Raw genomic sequence first — 22,743 nt, forward strand, 5'->3', positions numbered from 1 at the left:
AACCGGTGCTTCGACAGGCTCAGCACGAACGGAAATCAATGCATTAAGATTTTCTCCGTTCGTGCTGAGCCTGTCGAAGCACTTTTGTTACAGGTTCCTTAATCTTGCTCCTTTCACCTTGAGTCTCCCCACATGTTCTCCATCGGCACTCTCCGCATCGACACCCCCTTTATCCTTGCCCCATTGGCCGGATACAGCGATCTTGCTTTCCGCCTGCAATGCCGGGAATACGGGGCCTCGCTTTGCTTTTCGGAGATGATCAGTTGCCACGGCCTGCATTTCCGGCAAAAAAATACCCTGGATCTCGTCAGAACCGTGGAGAGTGAACGCCCGGTTGCCATGCAGCTCTTTGGCTCCGAGCCCGACCTCATGGGCGAGGCGGCGGGGATACTTTCGGAACACCCCATCGACCTCATCGATATCAACATGGGCTGCCCGGCAAAAAAGGTCATCAAAAAAGGGGCGGGCTGTTACCTCATGAAACTCCCCGCCCTGGCTGCGAAGATCATCCGGGCGGTGGTGCAAAACTCGAAAGTACCGGTGACGGTCAAATTCCGCTCCGGCTGGAATCACCAAAGCATCATTGCCTGCGATTTCGCGAAAATGGCCGAGGACAACGGGGCCGCCGCGATCACGGTCCACGCCCGGACCTGGAGCGACGGCTTTTCCGGCACCGCGGACTGGCGGCTTATCAGCCAGGTGAAACAATCTGTTTTCATCCCGGTGATCGGCAACGGCGATGTGCAATCCCATGGTGACGGGTTACGGATGCTGGCGGAAACCGGCTGCGACGGGGTGATGATCGGCCGGGGCGCCCTGGGTGCGCCCTGGATCTTCTCCGCCGACGCGCCGGAAAACCCCTCCCTGGCCTTCCGGCTCGCGGCCTTGAACCGCCACCTGGCCCTCATCGCCAAATACCAGCCCGACACCCCGCCTTCCCAGATCAAAAACCATGCGGGGAGGTATTTCAAGGGAGTACCGGGCGGGGCGGAAATCAGACGGCAGATTTTCAATCAGACATCCTATTTTGGCCTAAAGAAGCTCATTTCCTCTTTATCCTGAGTCCTCCCTTGACACTCTATTTCCCTGCCATTAGACTATTTTTGTAGTATCTGCCTTATTGCTCTCCAGTGGCCCAATACCGAAAAGAGGAACACCATGACACAACTCGCAATGGATTTGCCTGAAGACGTTTTTTCGGCTCTGCGGCTTGCCCCCCGTGAATTTGCCAGTGAAATGCGGATCGCGGCTGCCGTCCAATGGTATGGCGAACAACGCGTATCTCAGGGTAAAGCTGCTGAGATTGCCGGCATCAGTCGAATTGCCTTTATCGACGAATTGCGTCGTCGTCATGTCCCAGCCATTCAGGTTGACATATCCGAATTGGACGCGGAGTTGGGACAGTGATTGCAGAAACCTGGGTGATCAATGCCTCCCCCCTGATTCTGCTGGGTAAATTGGGCCGCACCGACTTGCTTGAACAATTGGCAAAAGAGATCATGGTGCCGCAGGCGGTCCTGCTCGAAGTTGCGTCAGGCGGAGCCGCCGATGCAGGGCTGGGCGACACCCTCGCCTGGGCACGAAATCGGGTTATCGACGATGTTTTCGTGCCGATATCGATATCTGGCTGGGATCTCGGCGCAGGGGAATCCCAAGTGTTGGCCCATTGCCTTCTTGGTCGCTATCGCGCGGTACTCGATGATGGCGAGGCCCGCGCAGCGGCAAAGGTTCATTCCGTGCCCCTGGTTGGCAGTCTGGGCGTCATCCTCCGCGCACGGAAGGCTGGATTGATTCCGGCTGCCCGCCCTCTGGTTGAGCAGTTGGCAGAGGCCGGCTCATATCTTTCAGCGGAACTGATACGACAGGCGCTCAGCAAAGTAGGCGAGTAACGCCGATGAGCAATGCCCAAGCCTCTGATACACCGGAAAATCCCTCCCTTGCCTTCCGGCTCGCGGCCCTGAACCGCCACCTTGCCCTCATCGCCAAATACCAGCCCGACACCCCGCCTTCCCAGATCAAAAACCACGCTGGCCGGTATTTCAAAGGGGTTCCGGGCGGGGCGGAAATCAGACGGCAGATATTCGGCCAGACCTCCTATGCCGGTCTGCTGGAGCTTGTTTCCTCGTTTAACCGCTACAGCTCTTGACACTGCCCACCCCTTCCGTTACGCTGTCTTGCGCGGCATGTTCTTCCTCGGTGTTGCCGGTAGCCGCCCTTGCAAGGAGCAGAGATGTTTACAATCCGCGATGCCACAACAGAAAAGTCTGGAAAGCGGCGCGCCATCTCCCCCCTCACCACCATTTTCCTCCAACCTGATAGGGGTATTCATTTTTCCGCCTTGCTTGTGCTGGCAATGACCATCATTTTCAGCCAGTTGGTTTTTCCGGAAACATCCCACGCCGACAGAACCATCGATTCGGTAACACTGAACGAATCCACCACCAGTGTCACAGTGCCAACCGGCGCAGCCATCAGTGCCAAAGTCACAGTTACCACCAGCAACCAAAACGGCAAGAACTGGCGATCCATTCGCTGGGGCATCGCCACCACCACCCCCAATCCAAGCGCTATGAGCTGCGTCGATTTTGAGCCAGACCATACCGGACAAGGAACTTATCCCGAAACATTCTACATCACCGCCCCATCTGTTGCTGGCACTTACAACGCCTACTTCATCGCCTACGACAATGATGACTGCAGTTCTGGCGCCAGCACTACTAAAACTATAACCGATGCGGTCATTGTAGACACCACCGCACCAACCTGTTTTTTCGACTTCTTCAACCGCACTGATATTGCTTCCACCGGCTACTGGATCGTAGCAAACGAAGGTGGAGCCTTCGGCGACCCCAGAATCGTCAACGATCGCCTGCGTCTCACTGATAATAGGGGCGGGGCTTCGACTATGGCTGCTCTGCGCCAGCTCTTCCCTGCGTCTGGCAACAAAATCGTGGTGGAGTTCGACCACTATGCCTACGACGGCTCCGGTGCCGACGGCATGTGCGTTGTGCTCTCCGATGCCTCCATCGCTCCATTGCCCGGCGCCTTCGGTGGTTCGCTGGGCTACGCCCCCAAACAGGCCAGCGCCGGCGGCGACACCACCCATCCCGGCTTTGCCGGCGGTTGGCTGGGAGTGGCTTTGGACGAATACGGCAATTTCTCCAATCCCACCGAAGGCCGCACCGGCGGGCCTGGACAACGCTCCGACTCCGTTGCCGTGCGTGGCTCCGGCTCGCTCTACACCGGCTACGCTTACCTGGCGGGAACCAACACCCTCTCGCCTGGCATCGACAATGCCGACGCCACCTCCCCGGCGCCCGGCTACCGCTACCGCATCATCATCGACCATCTCGACGGCGTCCATGCCTGGACCTCGGTGGAACGCAACACGGGAAGCGGATACACCACCCTGATCGGTTGCGCTCCCGGCCAGACCAGTGGCTGTACCCCTCTTGATGCCAAGGCCGCGGCTGGGCAGGCAGCCGTTCCCGCCAATTGGTATCTTTCTTTCACCGGATCCACCGGCGGAGAGACCAATATCCATGATTTCGACAATCTCCAGGTATGCTCGACGCAACCGCAACCCTTACCCACCCTGGACCATGTCCGAATTCTCCATGACGGTCAGGCCCTTACCTGCGCTGCGGAAACCATTAGTTTGCTGGCCTGCGCCGACGCCAGTTGCTCAACCCTGTTCACCGGTCCAGTGACCGTAAATTTAACCGATATTGCGAACGCAAAATGGTCATCCGACTCAATAACCTTCAGTGGTGGTCAGACCACGGTAACCCTTACGAAAAAGACAGCAGGCACAGTGACGCTCGGCGGCACAGTCACCTCTCCGGACGTCACCACTACATCGGCAATATGCTACATTGGTACAACCCAGAACTGTGCGCTTACCTACACCCTCTCATCCGCCTGTTTCGATGCGGTGGAAGTGGACCGGTCGGCCTCAACCCCAATCTACACCAAGCTGGCGAGCACCCCCTTTTCCTTGGATGTGCTTACCCTGGCCCCCCTGTCCGGAAACACTACTCAACCGGTCTCCGTTGCCCTTGTTGATCCCACCGCAACAAGTGGCAATTGCAGTGACTTCAACACCGGACTGACAGCGGAACAGACATACACCTTCAACCGTTTCTCTGGAGGACGCCACACCTTTTCCTTCACCTATCCGAATGCGGCACAAAACGTCAGGGTTCGCATCCGCAACACGAGCACCAATCAATCCGCCTGCTCCTCGGACAACTTCGCCATCCGCCCGCATCAGTTGACCCTCGCCACCACTACACCGCTCAATCCGGCAGCAAACACCATAAAAGCAGGCGCGGACTTCAATCTCACCGCCGCTTCCGGTGTCACCGCAGGCTACACCGGCACCCCGACCACCGACCCCGCCAAAATCGTGGACCACAACACCATTGCCATCGGAACAGGCCCCCTGACCGGCGCTTTTGCCGCAGCAACCGGGACCACCGCCATCGGAACCTTTCAGTATCTGGACGTAGGTACCATCACCCTGAATGCCAACGCCGTGCTCGATGCAACCTTTACTGCCGTCGATCAGGTGACAGGACTGGTCGGCGGGGTCGACCATGGAGCCGGCGGCGATTGCATTGCCGACAGCGCCTCCAATATCGCCTCGGTGGGTTTTTACGGCTGCACTATCGGCGGTACGGCGCTGGGGCCCCTGGGACGCTTTTTTCCGGACCACTACGAGGTCACGGCAACCCTGACCGGTGCCTGCAATCCTGGGACGGTAAATGAATTTACCTACATGGGCCAACCGGCCCTTGGTGTGAACCTCACCATCCAGGCCATGGCCAGTGCAGGAGCAACCCCGTTGTCCCGATACACCAACGGCTATGCCTTCCTGGCTGAGTTCAACGTCATTGGAGACAACAGCGGTGCAGCCATTACCCCGCTCAATAGCCGGTTGACCCCGGACCTGCCCGCCTTCCAGTGGAGCAGCGGCGCCTACGTCGGCCCAGGCACCTACAGCTTCGACCGGGCTGTCAATCCCGATGGCCCCTTTGACAATTTCAGACTCAACATCACGATCAATGACACCGATGGCGCACAAATCACCAGGCTGAACGGCATCGCCATTACCGGGGTCAACGCCGTACTTTCCCCTGCCACCAAGATTCGCTATGGGAGGCTGCGACTCCCCAATGCCTATGGCCCGGAAACCGGAGCGCTCATCATTCCCGCACCCCTTGAATTCTGGAACGGCGCGAACTTCGTGCTCAATGCCCAAGACAACTGCACCGACCCAGGCGGCATTGCGAATTACAGGCTTGACAATACCCTGGAGGTTAATCAAACTGACGGCACGATCCTGATTAACGGCGCCGCCGCGACGACCCTCACCATTAACCCCACCAGTGCCAATGCCGGCCTGATCAACCTCAATTTCAGTCCGCCAGGCCCCGGGGCAACCGGCTTTACAGACGTAACCGCGCTGATCACCGCCTCGCTGCCCTGGCTGCTCTTTGAATGGGAGGGCGCTGACAACGACTTCAACGACACCCCCTTCGCCCGGGTCAACTTCGGCATTTATCGCGGCAACGACCGAATTATCAACTGGCGGGAGATCATCCGCTGAGCCATGACCATGATTCCTTGCCCATACAGAACAAACCGGCAGCGCGGCTTCACCCTGATCGAGCTGGTCATGATCATTGTCATTCTCGGCATTCTTTCCGCAACCGTCTATGTGCGATGGCCCGTCGGCATGGAAGAGGACGCCGCGGCAAAGGAATTCAGGCGAGCGCTGCGCTACGCCCAGCACAAGGCCATGACCAGGCAATTCACCAATAACGCAGCAGCCTGGGGGCTTACCGTCAATGGTGATTTCAGCTATACCCTGCAACGTATCGACGGAAGCGAACAGGCAGAAGCCGAATATGTCAACAGATGCCTCAACTCCGAAAATCCCCCTCCGTGCACCATCCCTCTTGCCGGCGGGCCAGTCTATTTTAACGGTCTTGGGGAGCCGCTGGATGCAGCGGGAAATCCAATTGCCGGTGCAACGATTTTCATTATCGGTGCGGCGCCAAACAACCGGAACATCACGATAAGTGCGGAAACAGGGTATGTGAACTAGAGATGTCAGACAAGATTTTCATAAAAAAACCGCTGCGCCAAAACGCCGGCTTCACTCTGGTCGAGATTGTCATTACCATCGTCATTCTCGGCGCGGTTGCCGGAATCCTGGTGCCATTTTTCAATGCCATTGTTCATAGTCCTGACCCGGTGATCCGGGAACGCGCCATCTCCCTGGGACAGGCCATGATGGACGAGATCATGGCCAAGCGCTGGGATGAAAACACCCCCATGGGCGGCGGCCCGCTCAATACCGCCGAATCGGCTCGCGGCACGGTTGTACCGGCCGCAGCCCTCGGCATTGATGCCGGCGAAGACAGAACGACCTACGATGATGTGGACGACTACAACAGCTTGCCCCCGGAAATTGACAACTTCACGGATCAAAACAACAATGCCTTCAACCTTCCCGGCTACCGCCGCCAAGTGGCGGTTCGATACATTGCCAGCGCGGCAAATCCCATCGACGAAAATACCCCGGCAGCCGCCGGAACCACCGACACCAAACTGGTGGTTGTGCGCATCACCTCGCCCCTTGGGGAAATCTTTAACTTTGTGGCTGTTGCCTGCAATTTTTAGGATAAAGATACAAGACATGGGCCGACGCGGAAACAAACAACAAGGCTTCACCCTGATCGAATTGATCATCGTCGTCGTATTGCTCGGCATCCTCGGGGCCATGGGCGCCGGGTTCATCAGCGAGGCATTCCGGGGCTTTTTTGACGCCGATGTCCGCATGGAGATGTACGAAGAGGGCAAATCCGCCATGGTACGGATGGAGCGGGAGATCCATATCGCCGTGCCCAATGCTGTTGATGTCGCAATCGCCGGGGACACTGTCAGCTTCGGGGTAATCGATGAAAACGCCATGGCCGGAGTCTTCGGCCAGTACACGGAAGCACACCCCAGCGGCGGCGCCACCATCACCGACCAGGCTGCCGGGCTGCCCCTCGGCACCCTGGTTTCCATTTACAATACAGGGTGGCCCATCTTCAACAACGGGAGCAGAACGTACAGCGTGACCAGCAACGGGACCAACCCCATGACCCTGGACAGAAATATCGGAGCGCCTTCTCCGTATCAACGCTTCTTTGCCGTGCGTCCCGATGCCGTGCGTTTTTCTGTTGCCGGCACCACCCTGTCCCGCTCAACCGCCACGGTCAATGCCGGCGCTCTTTTGGGGGCTTTTGGCAATCCGCAACCACTGGCCCAGAATATCGTGCCCAGCAACGGCCTACCCTATTTCACTTACAACCCCGGCAATTCAACCCGAAACAGCGTGGTGTCCATCCATTTCGCCATCGCGCGCAACGGAGAAACCGTCAACTTCCACAAGGAGGTCCAGATCCGCAATGTGCCATAAATATCTTGCCCCCCTTGCCAACCACCGCGGCATCGCTTTGATCACCGCGATATTCGCCATTGTCATCCTCGCCCTATTCGGATTGCTGATCGCCCGGTACACCGTGACCACCCAGACGTCCTCGGCGGAGGATTACCTCTGGGCCCAATCCCTGTACAGCGCCGAATCCGTGATGCGGCTGAATATCCTGGGGGATGATGGCGGCGGAGGAATCGCTGCCCCGGTCACGCCTCTGGTGGGGGGCATAACAACCGAATTTCCGGCAGGTGGTCCGGCATTTGCCTTCACTGCCCCAGGGACATCCGTAACCATCCAGGTGCGCGGCTTTCACGGCACTGGAGTCAGCCGCACGGTGGAGGCGCATTACATCCTGTAATAGTCCTTGCCAAAATACAGAGTCCTCCCCATTGTCTGTATTTCCCCACCATGATACTCACTCCCATACAATCTCTAACAACAGAGAAACATTAAGTTTTATCAAAATACAAATCACCGATACCCGCCCTTTCAGCCTTGAAAAATATCGATTGCTTTATTTTTTCCCAATAAAACAATGGGTTATTCCTTTGACCTTAGAGCGATATGTGCTATAACAAAATGATATCCTTGTAAAAAGTCGGCAGGAAGCGAAATTGTCCCTGAACAGATACGCGGCACAGGAGGTTTTCCATTGCTGAGACTTAACAACAAAGGCTTTACCCTCATCGAGCTCATCATCGTCATCATTCTCCTCGGGCTCATTTCCGCCACGGCGATCCCCTATTATCTCAACATCCAGAAGGAAGCGAAGATCGCGGTGGTCAAGGGCAAGCTCGCCGCCATCCGGGGCGGCCTCGAACTGGCCCACGCCAAGATCCTGGCCTCCGGGGTCAACACCGGTACGGACGGCAACAATCCCGACTGGCCCACCCTGGAAGAGCTGCAATTCAACGAACTGCGCCTCAACACCCGGCCCGCTGCCTTGATAGGACTCCGCATTGTCCGCAGCGATTTTTACTCCACCGAACAGAACCTGGCCTTGCCGCTCTGCAACCTGCCGGACCAACCGCCAGGCATGTACGCCAGCCCTTCCGGGGTTTCAGGAAAAAGCATGACCGATGCCCTGGCAAACCCCAGGCTGGCGGATGAGTCCGCGGGATGGGCCTATTATCCGGGCAATGAGCGCGATGCCAATGGCCGAGGGGTGGACGCCATCTTCTATGTGAACGATGACCGGCCGCTCACCGACAATGTGGATTCCGCCGATAAACGACCTTCTGAGTGGTAAGCAGACGCGTGAGCAGACTTTACAATACCCTGGAAAAAATCCGTATCGGTGAACAGGGTATTTTTCCCAGAAAAAAACCAGCTCCTGCGGAGGGCGCCAGCCTGACCGCAAGCAAAAGCAAGAGACTCCGGCTTGTTCTGCTGGGCCTCTCCTGCGTGCTCTTCCTTGCCTTACTCCTGTTTTTTGCCGGACCAAAGCGCAAGGATGCCAAGCCGGACGTCGGCCTTAGCGCTGCCGCCACTGACGCTGCTGCTCCGGCGCTAACCCCCGGCCAAACCGTCGAGCAAGCCCCCTCCCGGCCGGAGGTCTCCGCAAGGATGCCCGCGGAGGTGGAGGTTTCTCCGGCACCCTCGGCGACTGCCACCGGCAGCGGCCTCTACCTGCAACTCAACGACAAGGGAATCGCCCTTATTCAAGAAAATCAGCATTGGCAAGGGATCTATTATTTCGAACAGGCGCGCAAACAGCAGCCGGAAAGGCCGGAAGCGCTGATCAACATGGCGGTGGCCCTGGCCGAGCTGGGGCTCCGCGCCCCGGCCAAAAGGCTTTTCACCGAAGCCCACGGACTGGCGCCAAACCATCCCCTGCTTCGCAAGAATCTCGATCTTCTCGGGCAGATGGGTTTTTTTGACGACCAATGGGTGGCTTCCCTGTTCGCGGGGGCAACCGAACCCCTGCCGGGACCGCAACCGCAATGACAACGAGGATGAGACCATCTTTTTTATGAAGCTGCCCTTCAGCACCAAAAGATATCTCGCCCTGACCGGCGACAGCCAGAACACCATGCTGGCGGAGGTGTCAAAGGGGCCGTCAGGCACGGCCCAGTTGCATATCCTTGCCAAGACCGACAGCGCCATTACCGCGGATGTCACCATTCCCCGATTGCTCGCCGGGGTTGGCAATCTCCATGGCTTGGTCTCCCTGTCCCTGCCGCTCAGCTTTTTCGAGGTGATCGCCGCCAGCATCCCGGTCATGCCCGACGGCGCCGTGGGCAAGGCCTTGCCCTATCATCTTGCCAAGGCCCTGCACAAGCCGCTCAATGAGTTCATTTACGACTGGCAGATCACCGGCCGCTTCAAGGATCGGCTCCAGGTGACGGTCTACCTTTTCCCTGCCGGGGTGTTCCACAAGATTCGCCGGGAGTTCACCAGAAAGCAGATCAAATTTTCTTTTTTTGAGCCGGATATCTTCGCGGCCTTCACCTTTCTTTTCCAGGAAAAAATGCTGCCGCCCAACGAGGCCGCCCTCTGCGTCTTGCTCTGGCAAGACAGCATTTCCCTTGCGGTTTACGAAAAGGGCAAACTCCCCCTCATCCGCACGGTAAAAGCCTTGCAGCCCCAAGGAGAAGTAACCCTTCGACCGGCGATGGACATCGAGCTTCCTGCTTCAACTGCATTGCCGGAGCTTGCCGACGATTTGCTCATTCTCGACGAAGACCATTCGCTTTTTGATGAACAGGTCGACACTGCCTCCATTCTTGCCGATTTCTCCATTCTCGCATCCAAGGAAGGTTCCGGGTCCGGCAACGAACCGGCCCCGGCGGCCAGCGCCGGCTTCGCCTCCTCGCCCGAGGAAGGGGTGTTCGAGGCGACGGACAGCGCCTCCTGGCCGGATTATCTGCATAGAATTCCCCTGGAGATTTTGCGCACCCGTGACTATTACGCCTCGATTCAAAAAGGCGCCGCCGTCAGAAACATCTTTATCGGTGGAGCCGATTCTTTCTGGCAGGAGCTGCTGGAGAGCAGCAACAACCTCCTCGGCGCCCAATGCAAATCCTTGACCGCCACCACCGGAGGCCCGGACTGCTCTCCCCTGCTGCATGTCCTGGCCCTCGGCACAGGCGCGAGGTGGTAAGCCATGCTTGAACGGATCAACCTGGTTCCCCAACTGCCCCTTGACGAAAGGATCCGGAAAACAACCCTGCCCGTGGTGGGTATTTTTCTCGCTCTGGTTATCCTCTTTCTTGCCGCAAACGACCGGATCCTCAAAACCCAGATCCGCTCGCTGAACCGCGACATTGCCGCGGCCCAGCAACGGGCCGGGGAAATAACCGCGACCCAGGCGAGGATTGCGCAACTGACCAGCAGCATCACGCAGCAGAAAGAGAAAAAGGAACAACTGAGCGTTCAGGCGGCAAAACTCACCAGCATCCAGGAACGGAAAAAATATTTTTCCAGAATGCTTGCGGCCATTGCCTTGACCATGCCCTCGTCGGTTCGTTGCGAAAAAATTATCTTTCAGAAGGATGGCGGCCAGATCGTCGGCACCGCTGTCCAGTATCGGGAGCTGCCCGCCTTTGTCAAAGCGCTTGGCAACACCCCCCCCTTTACCAATGTCATGCTCCGCGATCTTGACCGAAGCCCTGACGCAAAAAAAACGGACTTCACCTTTACCATCGCCTTTCAACTGAAACGGGAAGCCGACCCATCGTGAACAACCAGCAACTCATCATTCTCGGGAACAAACTGAAGGAATGGTTTTTCCTGTTAAAAAGCGACCCGGAAGCCTTTGCCGAACTGAGAAAGCTCGGCCTTGGAATTCTGGTCTGCGCCGCGATCCTCTATGGCGGGTCAACCCTGCTCCTGGCCCCGCAGAAAAAAGAGCTGCGCCAAAAGCGTGTCCAGAAAAACGAAATCGAGGGCACCGCTCCCGCCCAGTTGGGCAGCGCCCTGGCCATGCAGGTTTCCCAGTTGGAAACGGAACAAAAGGGTCTGCGGGAACAGACAGAGACCCTGGCCCTGCAGATTCGCCTCATCGAGGAGCAGTGGCAATCGCTGACCGATCGTGAGCAGTTTTCCAAGACCCTGTTCGCCCTGCATGCCAACGCGCCCATCACCATGGAAAATCATCTGCGCCAGATGAGTCAACTGGAAGACCGCTCGCAGAACGGCTTCACCCTGAGCACCGTCAATCTGGCCGGGGAGGTTCCCTTCCCGTTGCTCTACAAGTACCTGCAATACATTGAAAACCGCCCCGAGATAGGCATTATCGAGGATCTTGCCGTGACGCGTCTTGCCAACGCAGGCTATGATCAGCAGGCCAAGGTTACCTTCAGTATGGTTGTCGGCAGAACAACCCTGGACAAGCCATGACGAACAACCGGCGCCTCCTCTTTTTTACCGTTCTCCTCCTCGGCCGTGCGCTCCCGCTTCAGGCGGAAGGGACGCACATCCTCACGGTGCGGCCTGAAAAAATCCTGCCCCATCAAGGGCAAACGGAAGCCAGCCCTGCCCTGGAACGGGATCCCTTCAACTGGAATCGTGACCAGATCAATTTTTTTAAAAGCCAGGAACCCAGGGAAAAAAGCAATTCCATTGGCGGCTTGACCCTCTCTGGTATAATCTGGGACAAGACCAAGCCCCAAGCCGTTATCAATGACCATCTGGTCACCAAGGGGGAGAATGTGAACGGCTCGGTTGTCCGACAGATACTCAAAGATCTTGTTGTTGTTGAACAAAACGGCGTCTCCCATGAACTGTGGCTGGATTCCTCTCCGAGGCCCCTGCCCATGAAGGATAAAAAACCCTGATGCGAATCTCTTCCTTGCCTGCCATGCTCTTGTCGGCCGTGCTTGTCCTGGCCCTTCTGGGGCTGTTTCCTGCCCCAGGCCTGACCTCCGCTCCGCGGGAGCCGGAAAACGACGCGCCCCTGCTGGAGGATCTGAAAAAATTCCCCGCCTCCCTGCGGACCGAGAATCTCTCGGTTTCCCTGCTGTTGCGCGGCATGGGCCGTCAGGCCGGGATCAATATCCTGGTGGCGGACAACATCACCGATACCATCAACCTCGACGTGGAAAATCTGAATCTGTACGAGGCATTTCAGGTGATCATGGATGCCAAGCAGTTGCGGTATTATCAGAAAAACAACGTCATCTTCGTGGAAAAGAAAGCGGACTTCCAAGGACTGCAGCGCGACCTTGCCAACGAGCGGCTCTGCACAAAATTCGGCAATGCCACGGCCTATGTGGATCAACTGAAACCCCTTTTGGGCCCGAATGGCTCAATTACCGTGACCAACCGCGGCAACTGCCTGGTTATTCAGGATCGGGCCGGAAACCTCCCCCGTCTGCGCGAGATGCTGGTCGAGCTTGACCAGCCCATTCCCCAGATCCACATCGAAGCCCGCATCGTCTCCATCTCCAACGAGGCCAAGAAACAACTGGGCATCATCTGGGGCTACAACAACTACCGGGATGCCTCCGGGCTGACTCCCAAGATCAACTCCATCACCTCCAGCATTGCCCTGCCTGCCGCTGAGCCCACCACCAGCTTGGCCTTCGGCTTTATCCGCGAAAACTTCAATCTCAATGTGGAACTCCAGGCCATGCAGTCCGACAGCCTGCTGGAAATCCTCTCCTCTCCGAGCGTGCTGGTTCTCGACGGCAAGGAAGCCGAGATCAAGCAGGGCAAGGAGGTTCCCTATGTGACCGGAACCAGCACCACCGTCAACACCACCTTCCGCGAGGCGAATCTCGGCCTGAAGGTCAAGCCGACGGTGTTGCAGGACGGCTACATCATTCTGGACGTGGAGGTCACCAACGACAGCGTTGATCAAACAACCTCCGGCGCAAGCGGTCTGCTGATCAACAAGCAGTCGATCACCACCAATCTCTTCCTTGAAGACAAGGTCACCGTGGTCATCGGCGGCATTCTCCAGCAAAATAAGAGCAACCTGAACAGCAAGGTGCCGGGCCTGGGGGATATCCCGCTTTTTGGCAACCTCTTCAAGAGCGCAGACAAGCGCAACGACCAGTCGGAACTCATGGTTTTCATCACCCCCCGCATTGTCACCATGACCCGCAAGGAAAACGGCGAGGCCACTGGACCCATGTTTTCTCCCGCGGCTTCCTCGGAAAAGCCCAAGGAAGAAGTGATTCCGGTTGACCCTCCGAAAAATACGACCCAGGGGACCCCGCTACCACCGCAATGAACCACCTCGAGTTTTTCGGTCTACAGGAAGATCCTTTCCGCCTGACCCCGGACAGGAATTATTACTTTCCCACCAAGGGACATGCCGGTCTGCGCGAGGTTATCCGCTATGGCCTTGAGGGCGACGAGGGGTTCATCATCGTCACCGGCGAAATCGGCACCGGCAAAACTCTCATGCTCCGCCTGATGATGGATGATCTGCCGGACAGATTTGAGACCGCCCTGATCCTCTCGCCCCACCTCTCCCGCTTGGAACTGCTCCTGGCCATTTTTCAGGATATCGGTCTTCCCATCCCGACGGACAATACAGCCAGCCTCGACTCGCTCCTGCGCATCCTCAACGACCACCTGTTCGCCTTGGCGCAACAAGGCAAGAAGCTGCTCATCGTCATCGACGAAGCGCAGAATCTTCCCGACGAAAGCCTGGAACAGCTCCGGTTGCTTTCCAATTTCGAAACCGACACCCAGAAGCTCCTGCAGATCGTGCTCTTCGGTCAGCCGGAACTGCGCGACAAGCTGGCCCAGAACAACATGCGTCAGCTTGCCCAGCGGGTCAGCATCATGGAAACCCTTACCCCCCTGTCAAAACAGGAGATGGTCAGCTACATCCTCCATCGTTTCAAGAAAAGCGGGATCTATGAAATGCCGCGCTCCTTTGCCACCACCGACCTGCTCTGGCGTTTCACCAAGGGCTATCCCCGCCTGATCAACAAGATCATGAGCAGAACGCTCCTGGTGGCCTACGCCGAAAAAGAAACCCGCATCTCCCGCAAGATCGTCCGGGAAGCAATTGCCTCCCTCAATACCCCGAAACAGAAGGGCCGGTTTTCCACCCTTGCCTTCCGGTGGGCAACAGGATTTCTTCTCCTTCTGCTCCTGTTCTGGGGAGTTGCCTTTTCTCCGCTCCGGCTCGCGAACACCATCTCCGTCGACAGGCAGGCCATCTCCGGATGGGTTGACCAAGGGGCGGCCTGGACCACCAGCCTGGCCGAGGATGGCGGGCGGGCATTGGCTTCCTGGCACGGACAGGGGCTTGCCTGGCTCAACGACCTGATCAATGAATCCAGCCAACCATCACAGTCACCGCAGACCCTGCCGTTGCCGGCTCCGCCCTCTCCTCCATCCCCTCTTCCCCAGGAGAAGAAAGATGATCCCGCCCCTGCGGGAGAACCGGTGGCGGAGAGCGAGAGGCCCGAGTATCCCTCGCCTTTTATGAGGGGGCCACAATGAAAAGCCCGCATGCCACCACGCCCCTGAACCGTGCGCGATAATTCCCTACCAACCCATCACCCGTGGCACTCGCGATGACGACACCACCGAAACGAAGAAAATTTGGCGACATCCTTGTGGAAGGCGGGTTGATCACGGCAACCCAGCTCCAGCAGGCGCTCTCCTACGGCACCGACCGCGACATCAAACTGGGCGAGGCCCTGCGCGAACTCGGCTTTGTCAATGACATCGCCGTTGCCAACACCATTGCCAGGCAGTTGAAAATTCCCTTTATCGATTTCCGCAAAATCGTGGTGGATCCGGAGGTGGCCCAGATCATTCCGGAGGGGGTTTCCAGAAAGTACAAGGTCATCGCCCTTGGCAAGCGTCCCGGCGAGGTGCTGGTCGCTTTTGCCGACCCGCTCAACATCTTCGCCATTGACGAGGTTGGCCGCTACATTCAAGACAAAACCGTGGTCTGCGTGGGAATCGAATCGGAGATCATGGCCGCCATGGACCGGTTATACACCTCGGCGGTCAAAAGCGAACAGCGGTTTGAAGACACCGGGGAAGAATCCGCCACGGTCAGCGCCATCAACGACATCCTGCTCAAGGCCGTGCGCCAGCGGGCCAGCGACATCCACATCGAGCCGGACCATGAACGGGTAAGGGTCCGCACCAGGGTGGACGGCATCCTCCGCGAGGGCAATTCTTTCCCTTTGGAGATGCACCCCAACCTCATCTCCCGCATCAAGATCATGGCCCATCTCGATATCGGCGAACGGCGCAAGCCCCAGGACGGCCGTTTTGAACTGCCCATCTCCGGCAAGGAGTTTGACGTGCGGGTTTCCATCCTGCCCCTGAGCGCAGGCGAAAAGGTGGTGATGCGTTTGCTGGACAAGGGCACCATGCGCTTCAACCTGCAGGAGATGGGGTTTGAGCCCTACCAGCGCGCCCTGTTCATGGAGCATCTCTCCCGGCCCCACGAAATCATCCTGGTCACCGGCCCCACCGGCAGCGGCAAAACCACCACCCTCTACGGGGCGCTGAATTATCTCAACTCGGTGGAAAAAAACATTGTCACCGTGGAAGACCCGGTGGAGTATGAACTGGCCGGCATCAACCAGGTTCAGGTCAATATCCGGGCCGACCTCACCTTTGCCAACTCCCTGCGCTCCATCCTCCGGCAAGACCCCGACATCATCATGATCGGCGAAATCCGCGATGCGGAAACCGCGGAAATCGCCATCCAATCGGCCCTCACCGGCCATCTGGTGCTTTCCACCCTGCACACCAACGATGCGGCCGGCGCGATCACCCGGCTCATCGATATGGGCATCCCTCCCTTTCTTATCGCCTCGGCCGTGGGACTGGTGGTGGCCCAGCGGCTCCTGCGGTTGCTCTGCCCCCACTGCAAGGCCCCCTTCACCCCGCCGGAAGAACTTCAGGATGCCCTTGGCCTTGCCCATGACCCGAGCCGACGTTTTTACAAACCGGTGGGCTGCGACAAATGCGAGGGTTCGGGCTTCAAAGGGCGGATCGCCATCTACGAAACCATGCCCATTTCCACGGCCATCGAGGAGCTTATCCTCAAGAAATCCTCCAGCCAGGATATCTTCCGGCAGGCACAGAAAGAAGACCTCACCTCCCTGCGCCAATCGGGCATCGCCAAGGTGGTCAGCGGCCAAACCTCGGTGGATGAGGCTTTCCGCGTCACCATGGAACTGAAGGAGTAACCGGTGCCGATCTTCCGTTACGAGGCCATCAATTCGGCCGGCCGCATCGTTTCCGGCACCCATCCCGCCGAAATCATGCAGGAGGTGGAAACCTGGCTGCAAAAGGGCGGCTTGAGCCCGGTGAACATCCAGATTCTCTCCGAGCAGCAGTCCGCCAGGGCAAAGGAAGCAAGCCTGGCCGTTGCCGCGCCGACGCTCAGCGAGCGGCTCTTCGGGATCACCCTGGAGGACAAGATTCTTTTCTGCCGGCAACTGGCCACCCTGCTGGCCGCCGGGGTCAACATCATCGAATCCTTCGGCATCCTGGCTCTCCAGGTGAGCAATCCCATGCTCCGGGCGATCATCCTCGCCATGACCGCCGAGGTGGAAAGCGGCGCCAGCCTGAGCGATGCGGTAAGCCGCCAGCCCAAGGCCTTCAACGTGCTTTTTTTCAACATCGTCAAGGTGGGCGAGGAAACCGGCTCCCTGGACAAGGCCTTTGCCTATCTGGCCGCGCTGTACGAAAACGAAAAAGCCATCAAGGAACGGATCAAATCCGCCACCCGGTACCCCAAATTCGTCATCTTCGCCATCACCGGCGCGGTCTTCTTCCTGATGAGCTTCGTGGTGCCGAAATTCGCCAATCTCTTTGCCGCGGCCAAAGTCGAATTGCCCTTGGCCACCAAAATTCTCATGGGGGTCAGCACCTTTTTCGCCGACAACACCCTGGGCATTGTCGGAGCGGCGCTGGCTCTGTTCATCGCCTACAGATTGGCCCTGGGCTCACGCCAGTTCGTGCTCTTCCGCGACCGGCTGCTGCTTCGGGTGCCGATCTTCGGCCCCCTGAGCACCAAGATTTACATGGCCCGCTTCTGCCGGGTCTTTTCCATCCTCACCACCAGCGGCATCGATATCATCAAAACCCTGCGGCTTTCGACAAACGCCTTGGAAAACCTGGTCCTCTTCCAGATGGTGGAGGAGATCACCGGCGAGGTGGAGGATGGCGTCAGCCTGCACGAGGCCATGGCCAAGCATCACACCATCCCACCCATGGTTCCGCAGATGATCGCGGTGGGCGAGCAGTCCGGCCGGCTGGATGAAATGATGGAGAAGGTGGCTGATTACTACGATCTGGAAAGCGATTACACCATCAGAAATCTCTCCACCCTGATCGAGCCGATCCTCCTGCTGGTGCTGGGGGTCATGGTGGGACTCATCGCCTTGGCCATCTTCACGCCCATGTGGGATATGCTCAAGGTTGTCCGGGGAGGGAGCTGACCCGGTGCCACAGTGGCATCGCACAGCGCAACCCTCTAAAATAACATGAAAACTCTGCGAAAATGATTTGACTGATGCGCAACAAACAGAGTAAGCTATTAAATACAACCATCCACAAGGAGAACGGTATGAAGAAGAATATAGCGGGAAATGAAAAAGGCTTTACCCTGATAGAACTCATCGTTGTCATTGTTCTCTTGGGCATTCTGGCAGCCGTTGCGGTTCCCAGGTATCAGGACTTGGCCGACGATGCGAGAGATGCTGCTTCCCAAGGAATACTCGCCGCAGCCAGAGGGGCAGCAACCATGGTCTTTGCACGTCACCTTCTTGACCCATCCGGAGGAACGCCAGTCCAAATTACTGCGGATGCCACTGGCGTTACAAATCTTCTCGAGCTGGTTCAGTCCGATTATCCGCTTGCAGCAGCAGCAGGTAATCAATTCACTGCTGACATCAATGGCATATTTTATACTTATACTATCACTCCCGGTGAAACAGGGGCAAACCCCGCGGGCGTGACCGTTGCCGACAATCCCTGATCGAAAATCATCCTGAACACCATCTAAAAATGGCGGCTTTATGCCGCCATTTTTATTAAAAAACACCCCGGCCAGAATGCCCATTTCCAGAAAAGCACCTGTCATCCTCTTTCTTTTATCCGCTCTTTTAGCCCCGCTCGTCTGGTTTCCCGGCCTCAGTGATTTCAGCAATCTTCCGCAACGCGTCTTTCTAGAAACCCTCGGGGTACTTCTTTGCTTTTCCTGGTTAACCGCCCAGGCAACCGATAACGGTCTGCCATTACACAGATTGCCGTTTTTCACCTGGCCGCTCCTTGGTTTTCTCTGCTGGGCCATGCTCACTGGAGCCTTTGCGCTTAACCCCTATGAAACTTTCAAAATTGCTCGCCAATGGCTGGTGGCTCTCCTCTTTTTTCTTTTAGCCTCGCAATTGATGACCTCCTCGGCCCGACGGCGTCAGGTTCTGATCGCCCTGTTCGCCGCCGCCTTCCTGGTGGCCATCCTGGGCATCAGCCAGCATCTCTTCGGCCTCTCCATTATCCCGCAACTTGCACCTCCTGCCGCGAATTTTGCCAATAAAAACATGGCGGTGCACTTCATTGTCCTGCTTTTTCCGGTGGGGGCCTTTCTTTTTCTAACCGTAAAAAAAGACACCACTGCCTGGGCCACGTCCCTCATGCTCAGCCAAATCGTGGTCTATCTCATTTACACCCAAACCCGGGCCGGCTGGCTGGCCGTTACCTGCCAGTGCCTGCTGTTCGTTGTTTTGCGCAAGACAACCGGGCTCAATCTGTCCCGGCTCTGGTCTCGCCAGAAAAAATGGGCCATGCTCACCTCCCTGCTTGTTGTCCTGACCATGATGAACATCGGCCCTGCCGGTTTCACCCCAGGCTACGAAGCCGTCGGCCTCCGGGCCGCCTCCATTGCCTCCATCCAGGGAAATCATGTCCGTTTTGCCATCTGGTCAGACACCATCGATCTGATTCGACAGCACCCGCTGCTCGGGGTCGGACTAGGCAATCTGAAGATCCATTTCCCTTCGGTACAGAAGGAATCACTCTTTCTTCACACACAACTCCTCAAAGACGCTCACAACGATTATCTGCAAATCTCGGCAGAATTGGGGCTGGTGGGCCTGACGCTTTTCGCCTGCCTCATCGGATCGCTGGGGATTTTTCTTGTCAGAACCCACAGGGAATGCACCAACAATCTCACCAAGACCCTCGAACTTCAAGCCATGGGCTTATCCCTGACCGGAATTGGGATCAATGCCCTGTTCTGTTTCCCGCTGGAACGGATGATCCCGGTTTTCACCATCATGGTCCTGCTGGGGCTTCTCGCCTCCCTGGCGCGGGAAGAAAAACCCGGCACACCGATCCATGTTCCCAAACGGTTTCCCGCCTATGCCGCTGTCGTACTCCTGGTGTTTGCGCCGATCATGGTGGTGGACAACCTCAAGGGTATTGCCGCGGATCATTTCCATCTCAAAACCTGCGTGGCCACGGTGCAGGAGAACTGGCCGGAGGTTATTGCCTCCGGCAGCAAGTCCTTGCACTACCAGCCCAACGATGTGACCCCGCACGCCTATATCGGCCCGGCCTATCTGGCCCAGGACAACTACCGCGAGGCCTTGCCCCATCTATTGACCATGCTGGAAAAAGCCCCATACCACTACATCACCCTGCTCAATACCGGAACCGCCTATTCCGGCCTGCACGATTACCAGAAAGCCCAGGAATACTTTGCCAAGGCGGTGCAGGTGGTACCCATAGCCGGGGCGGCGCACGGCCAGTTGGGCAAGACCTATTGGCAGCTCAAGGAGTATCCAAAGGCAATCCTGGAATTTAACGAAGCGATCCGGCTGGAGCCCCAGAAAAAATCCATCTACCTCTACAACCTCGGCCGGGTGGAACGAGAGCTGGGCCGGATGGATGCGGCGATTACCGCCTTTGAAAAGGCTATTGCCGCGGACAATACCTTTGCCCAGCCCCATGCGGAGCTGGCCATGATCTACTCGTCCAGCATGCTTGACCATGCACGTGCCGGATATCACGGCAGAATCTTTCAGAAACTTTCCCAAACTTCCAGCGATTCCGGCCAATAAAACTTGACATCCGGCTCAGCCCTTAATACTGTTAGTTCATCCTAAGATTATTCGTACAAAGACGAAAAGAGGCGATTCGGCAGCTTGCCTGACAATGTACCCCCTTGCTTTCCCTATCCGCACACAGAGGACAGCTACTCAAGCCATGACGACTCCCAAACGACTCAGCGCCAGCCTGGAAGACTATCTGGAAACCATCTTCCACATCATCGCGGAAAAACAGGTGGCCAGAGCCAAGGAGATTGCCAGCACGCTCAAGGTCAGCCGTTCCTCGGTGACCGAGGCCTTTCGCTCCCTGGCCCAGAAGGGGTTGATCAATTATGCCCCCTATGAGGTGATCACCCTCACCCCGGCAGGCCAGGAAATGGCCAAGGATGTTATTCTCCGCCATCGGGTGCTCAAGGATTTTTTCATCAAGGTTCTGGCGGTGGGGGAAAAGGTTGCCGAGGAAGGCGCCTGCAAGATTGAACATGCCGCGCCCAAGGAAATCATCGACCGGCTGACTCAGTTTGTCAGTTTCATCGAACAATGTCCGCGGGGCGGCAGCGATTTGATCGCCGGATTCAGCAAATACTGCCAGACCGGAAAAACCGACAAGAAATGCAAGGAATGTATTGCCCACTGTCTGGAAAAATGATGGGCTAGCAGAAATGGAAAAAAGTAACAGGTCCGTAGCCATACGTTAAAGAGTTATCAAGCGATAACCGTTGTAATTGCGTTTTTTTTGCGATTACAACAAAAATAGAACTATGGCAGGCGGGAGTATACAGACGCACTACTCAGGAGAAAGACAGGCACATGGACGGCACATTTACTGAAGGCTGGTTTACGCACCCCTCGCAAGGACTTATCAGGGTTTTCCTCAAAGGCGGGGAATGGGTGTTCCAGTGCTACACAAAAAACGGCCAGAAGGCGCTCTCAAAGGAGCGCCCCCTGGACAGTTGGACCTGGGCCTTGAGCGAATCCGCATACGAGGATTTCGGCCCGGGCTGAGGACAGGCCCCCTACGAAAGTTTGCCCAACGCTTCCGCCAGCCGCTTCATCCCCTCTTCAATGGTCACCATGGCCGTGGCAAAGGAGAAGCGGATAAAGTTGTCCGCCCCAAAAGCCGCACCCGGCACCGTGGCCAGCAAGGCCTCATCCAGCAGATAATCCGCCAGATCAACCGAATTCGCCATCACCTTCCCATTGAAGTTTCTGCCGTAATAGGCGGAAACATTGGGAAACACATAAAAAGCGCCCTTGGGCCGCACGCAGGTCACGCCGGGGATATTGCCCAGCGCGCCCATGATGAAGTCAAGCCGGGGCACAAAGGCGTCCCGCATCATGGTGGGGAAATCCTGGGGCCCGCTCACCGCGGCCAGCGCCGCCTTCTGGGAGATGGAGGTCGGGTTGGAGGTGCTCTGGCTCTGGATCTTGTTCATGGCCGCAATGATCTGCTTTGGCCCGGCCGTATAGCCAATGCGCCAACCGGTCATGGCAAAGGACTTGGACACGCCGTTGAGCACCAGGGTCTGGGCTGCGAGCCGCTTGTCCACATCCAAGATATGCGGCAGCTTGCCGTCGCCATACACAATGGTGTCGTAGATATCGTCGGAGATCATCAGCCACTTGTTGGCCAGGGCCAGCTTGGCCACTGCCTCGAGGGCCTTGGCGGAAAATACGGCGCCGGTCGGATTGGACGGGCTGTTAAGGATAATGGCCTTGGTTTTCGGGGTGGCGTAGCGGGTGAGCAATTCCTCGGTAAGGTCAAAATCGTTGGCCTCGGAAAGGGGCACCTCCACCGGGGTGGCGCCGGCCAACAGGACGATGGGCGGATAGGAAACCCAGTACGGGGTCGGGATCAGCACCTCGTCGCCGGGGCCGAACAGGGCCTGGGCCATGTTGTAAAGCCCGTGCTTGCCGCCGCAGCAGACCTGGATCTGATCGGGCTCATAGCTCCAGCCCTTGTCCTGGGCCAGACGGCTGGCGATTGCCTCCCGCAGCTCCGGAATGCCTGGCACCGCGGTGTAGCGGGTAAACCCTTCGTCAATGGCCTTTTTCCCGGCTTCGCGCACATGGGGAGGGGTATCGAAATCCGGCTCGCCCACGCTGAAATTGAGGATGTCCGCCCCAGCGGCCTTCAGGGCCTTGGCCTTGGCGTTCACGGCAAGGGTGGGCGAAGGTTTGATCTGCTTGACTCGTGCCGCAAGAGTAATAATTTCCGCTTCCATTTTGTTTCCTTAGTAATGGCGTTTGCAAAAAAGCTCC

Annotated in this window: 24 protein-coding genes; 23 read left to right on the top strand and 1 reads right to left on the bottom strand. The window is 57.3% G+C overall.

What is annotated here, in order from left to right:
- The first annotated feature begins 132 nt into the window (after positions 1-132).
- The 23 genes from dusB to MWR57_RS07030 all read left to right on the top strand — a co-directional run bounded on the left by dusB (position 133) and on the right by MWR57_RS07030 (position 21,486).
- Entirely contained in the window at positions 133-1,062 is a 930-nt protein-coding gene (dusB, locus tag MWR57_RS06920) for a tRNA dihydrouridine synthase DusB (RefSeq protein WP_423124068.1), read from the top strand.
- Positions 1,063-1,158: 96 nt separating this feature from the next.
- Entirely contained in the window at positions 1,159-1,407 is a 249-nt protein-coding gene (locus tag MWR57_RS06925; protein ID WP_423124069.1) for a UPF0175 family protein, read from the top strand.
- Complete coding sequence (locus MWR57_RS06930; protein ID WP_423124070.1) at positions 1,404-1,889, top strand: PIN domain-containing protein; 486 nt, start codon at positions 1,404-1,406, stop codon at positions 1,887-1,889. Before MWR57_RS06925 ends, MWR57_RS06930 begins: the two co-directional genes overlap by 4 nt.
- A 5-nt stretch (positions 1,890-1,894) precedes the next feature.
- Positions 1,895-2,146, top strand: coding sequence for a hypothetical protein (locus tag MWR57_RS06935; protein ID WP_423124071.1), 252 nt, complete (start codon positions 1,895-1,897; stop codon positions 2,144-2,146).
- A gap of 84 nt (positions 2,147-2,230) precedes the next feature.
- Positions 2,231-5,611: a DUF6701 domain-containing protein gene (locus tag MWR57_RS06940; RefSeq protein WP_423124072.1), complete on the top strand. Its 3,381-nt coding sequence runs from the start codon at positions 2,231-2,233 to the stop codon at positions 5,609-5,611.
- A gap of 3 nt (positions 5,612-5,614) precedes the next feature.
- Positions 5,615-6,112 carry a pilus assembly FimT family protein gene (locus MWR57_RS06945; RefSeq protein ID WP_423124073.1) on the top strand — a complete coding sequence of 166 codons (498 nt, stop codon included), beginning with the start codon at positions 5,615-5,617 and terminating at the stop codon, positions 6,110-6,112.
- 2 nt (positions 6,113-6,114) lie between these two features.
- Complete coding sequence (locus MWR57_RS06950) at positions 6,115-6,690, top strand: type IV pilus modification PilV family protein (RefSeq protein ID WP_423124074.1); 576 nt, start codon at positions 6,115-6,117, stop codon at positions 6,688-6,690.
- A gap of 16 nt (positions 6,691-6,706) precedes the next feature.
- Positions 6,707-7,474, top strand: a complete 768-nt coding sequence (locus MWR57_RS06955) for a PulJ/GspJ family protein (RefSeq protein ID WP_423124075.1) — start codon at positions 6,707-6,709, stop codon at positions 7,472-7,474.
- The gene (locus tag MWR57_RS06960) at positions 7,464-7,850 is read left to right on the top strand and encodes a hypothetical protein (protein ID WP_423124076.1); all 387 of its coding nucleotides are present in this window, start codon (positions 7,464-7,466) and stop codon (positions 7,848-7,850) included. Before MWR57_RS06955 ends, MWR57_RS06960 begins: the two co-directional genes overlap by 11 nt.
- Before the next feature lie 294 nt (positions 7,851-8,144).
- Positions 8,145-8,741: a prepilin-type N-terminal cleavage/methylation domain-containing protein gene (locus MWR57_RS06965; RefSeq protein WP_423124077.1), complete on the top strand. Its 597-nt coding sequence runs from the start codon at positions 8,145-8,147 to the stop codon at positions 8,739-8,741.
- 8 nt (positions 8,742-8,749) lie between these two features.
- On the top strand, positions 8,750-9,439 hold the full coding sequence (locus tag MWR57_RS06970) for a tetratricopeptide repeat protein (protein ID WP_423124078.1): 690 nt from the start codon (positions 8,750-8,752) through the stop codon (positions 9,437-9,439).
- A gap of 25 nt (positions 9,440-9,464) precedes the next feature.
- Positions 9,465-10,595: a hypothetical protein gene (locus tag MWR57_RS06975; RefSeq protein WP_423124079.1), complete on the top strand. Its 1,131-nt coding sequence runs from the start codon at positions 9,465-9,467 to the stop codon at positions 10,593-10,595.
- Between the two features lie 3 nt (positions 10,596-10,598).
- Positions 10,599-11,174, top strand: coding sequence for a PilN domain-containing protein (locus MWR57_RS06980; protein WP_423124080.1), 576 nt, complete (start codon positions 10,599-10,601; stop codon positions 11,172-11,174).
- Positions 11,171-11,833, top strand: a complete 663-nt coding sequence (locus MWR57_RS06985) for a hypothetical protein (RefSeq protein ID WP_423124081.1) — start codon at positions 11,171-11,173, stop codon at positions 11,831-11,833. Before MWR57_RS06980 ends, MWR57_RS06985 begins: the two co-directional genes overlap by 4 nt.
- Positions 11,830-12,270 carry a hypothetical protein gene (locus tag MWR57_RS06990; RefSeq protein WP_423124082.1) on the top strand — a complete coding sequence of 147 codons (441 nt, stop codon included), beginning with the start codon at positions 11,830-11,832 and terminating at the stop codon, positions 12,268-12,270. Before MWR57_RS06985 ends, MWR57_RS06990 begins: the two co-directional genes overlap by 4 nt.
- On the top strand, positions 12,270-13,670 hold the full coding sequence (locus tag MWR57_RS06995) for a type IV pilus secretin PilQ (RefSeq protein WP_423124083.1): 1,401 nt from the start codon (positions 12,270-12,272) through the stop codon (positions 13,668-13,670). Before MWR57_RS06990 ends, MWR57_RS06995 begins: the two co-directional genes overlap by 1 nt.
- Positions 13,667-14,899, top strand: a complete 1,233-nt coding sequence (locus MWR57_RS07000) for an ExeA family protein (RefSeq protein ID WP_423124084.1) — start codon at positions 13,667-13,669, stop codon at positions 14,897-14,899. Before MWR57_RS06995 ends, MWR57_RS07000 begins: the two co-directional genes overlap by 4 nt.
- Positions 14,900-14,973: 74 nt before the next feature.
- A complete protein-coding gene (locus MWR57_RS07005; protein ID WP_423124085.1) occupies positions 14,974-16,614 on the top strand; it encodes a GspE/PulE family protein in 1,641 nt (546 codons plus the stop codon).
- 3 nt (positions 16,615-16,617) lie between these two features.
- Positions 16,618-17,871, top strand: coding sequence for a type II secretion system F family protein (locus tag MWR57_RS07010; protein WP_423124086.1), 1,254 nt, complete (start codon positions 16,618-16,620; stop codon positions 17,869-17,871).
- Between the two features lie 128 nt (positions 17,872-17,999).
- Positions 18,000-18,410: a type IV pilin protein gene (locus MWR57_RS07015; protein WP_423124087.1), complete on the top strand. Its 411-nt coding sequence runs from the start codon at positions 18,000-18,002 to the stop codon at positions 18,408-18,410.
- Between the two features lie 40 nt (positions 18,411-18,450).
- On the top strand, positions 18,451-20,493 hold the full coding sequence (locus tag MWR57_RS07020; RefSeq protein WP_423124088.1) for an O-antigen ligase family protein: 2,043 nt from the start codon (positions 18,451-18,453) through the stop codon (positions 20,491-20,493).
- 145 nt (positions 20,494-20,638) lie between these two features.
- Entirely contained in the window at positions 20,639-21,130 is a 492-nt protein-coding gene (locus MWR57_RS07025) for a metal-dependent transcriptional regulator (RefSeq protein ID WP_423124089.1), read from the top strand.
- Between the two features lie 161 nt (positions 21,131-21,291).
- Entirely contained in the window at positions 21,292-21,486 is a 195-nt protein-coding gene (locus tag MWR57_RS07030) for a hypothetical protein (protein WP_423124090.1), read from the top strand.
- 11 nt (positions 21,487-21,497) lie between these two features.
- On the opposite strand, the gene MWR57_RS07035 is transcribed toward MWR57_RS07030, so the two are convergent.
- Positions 21,498-22,706, bottom strand: a complete 1,209-nt coding sequence (locus MWR57_RS07035) for a pyridoxal phosphate-dependent aminotransferase (protein WP_423124091.1) — start codon at positions 22,704-22,706, stop codon at positions 21,498-21,500.
- Positions 22,707-22,743: the final 37 nt, after the last annotated feature.

It is taken from the genome of Hydrosulfovibrio ferrireducens (genome assembly GCF_046883345.1).
GTDB classification, from domain to species: domain Bacteria; phylum Desulfobacterota; class Desulfobulbia; order Desulfobulbales; family Desulfurivibrionaceae; genus Thiovibrio; species Thiovibrio ferrireducens.

Coding starts and splice junctions, on each gene's coding strand:
- dusB (WP_423124068.1), top strand. CDS start 133: ATGTTCTCCATCGGCACTCTCCGCATCGACACCCCCTTTATCCTTGCC.
- MWR57_RS06925 (WP_423124069.1), top strand. CDS start 1,159: ATGACACAACTCGCAATGGATTTGCCTGAAGACGTTTTTTCGGCTCTG.
- MWR57_RS06935 (WP_423124071.1), top strand. CDS start 1,895: ATGAGCAATGCCCAAGCCTCTGATACACCGGAAAATCCCTCCCTTGCC.
- MWR57_RS06940 (WP_423124072.1), top strand. CDS start 2,231: ATGTTTACAATCCGCGATGCCACAACAGAAAAGTCTGGAAAGCGGCGC.
- MWR57_RS06945 (WP_423124073.1), top strand. CDS start 5,615: ATGACCATGATTCCTTGCCCATACAGAACAAACCGGCAGCGCGGCTTC.
- MWR57_RS06950 (WP_423124074.1), top strand. CDS start 6,115: ATGTCAGACAAGATTTTCATAAAAAAACCGCTGCGCCAAAACGCCGGC.
- MWR57_RS06955 (WP_423124075.1), top strand. CDS start 6,707: ATGGGCCGACGCGGAAACAAACAACAAGGCTTCACCCTGATCGAATTG.
- MWR57_RS06960 (WP_423124076.1), top strand. CDS start 7,464: ATGTGCCATAAATATCTTGCCCCCCTTGCCAACCACCGCGGCATCGCT.
- MWR57_RS06975 (WP_423124079.1), top strand. CDS start 9,465: ATGAAGCTGCCCTTCAGCACCAAAAGATATCTCGCCCTGACCGGCGAC.
- MWR57_RS06980 (WP_423124080.1), top strand. CDS start 10,599: ATGCTTGAACGGATCAACCTGGTTCCCCAACTGCCCCTTGACGAAAGG.
- MWR57_RS06990 (WP_423124082.1), top strand. CDS start 11,830: ATGACGAACAACCGGCGCCTCCTCTTTTTTACCGTTCTCCTCCTCGGC.
- MWR57_RS06995 (WP_423124083.1), top strand. CDS start 12,270: ATGCGAATCTCTTCCTTGCCTGCCATGCTCTTGTCGGCCGTGCTTGTC.
- MWR57_RS07000 (WP_423124084.1), top strand. CDS start 13,667: ATGAACCACCTCGAGTTTTTCGGTCTACAGGAAGATCCTTTCCGCCTG.
- MWR57_RS07005 (WP_423124085.1), top strand. CDS start 14,974: ATGACGACACCACCGAAACGAAGAAAATTTGGCGACATCCTTGTGGAA.
- MWR57_RS07015 (WP_423124087.1), top strand. CDS start 18,000: ATGAAGAAGAATATAGCGGGAAATGAAAAAGGCTTTACCCTGATAGAA.
- MWR57_RS07020 (WP_423124088.1), top strand. CDS start 18,451: ATGCCGCCATTTTTATTAAAAAACACCCCGGCCAGAATGCCCATTTCC.
- MWR57_RS07025 (WP_423124089.1), top strand. CDS start 20,639: ATGACGACTCCCAAACGACTCAGCGCCAGCCTGGAAGACTATCTGGAA.
- MWR57_RS07030 (WP_423124090.1), top strand. CDS start 21,292: ATGGACGGCACATTTACTGAAGGCTGGTTTACGCACCCCTCGCAAGGA.
- MWR57_RS07035 (WP_423124091.1), bottom strand. CDS start 22,706: ATGGAAGCGGAAATTATTACTCTTGCGGCACGAGTCAAGCAGATCAAA.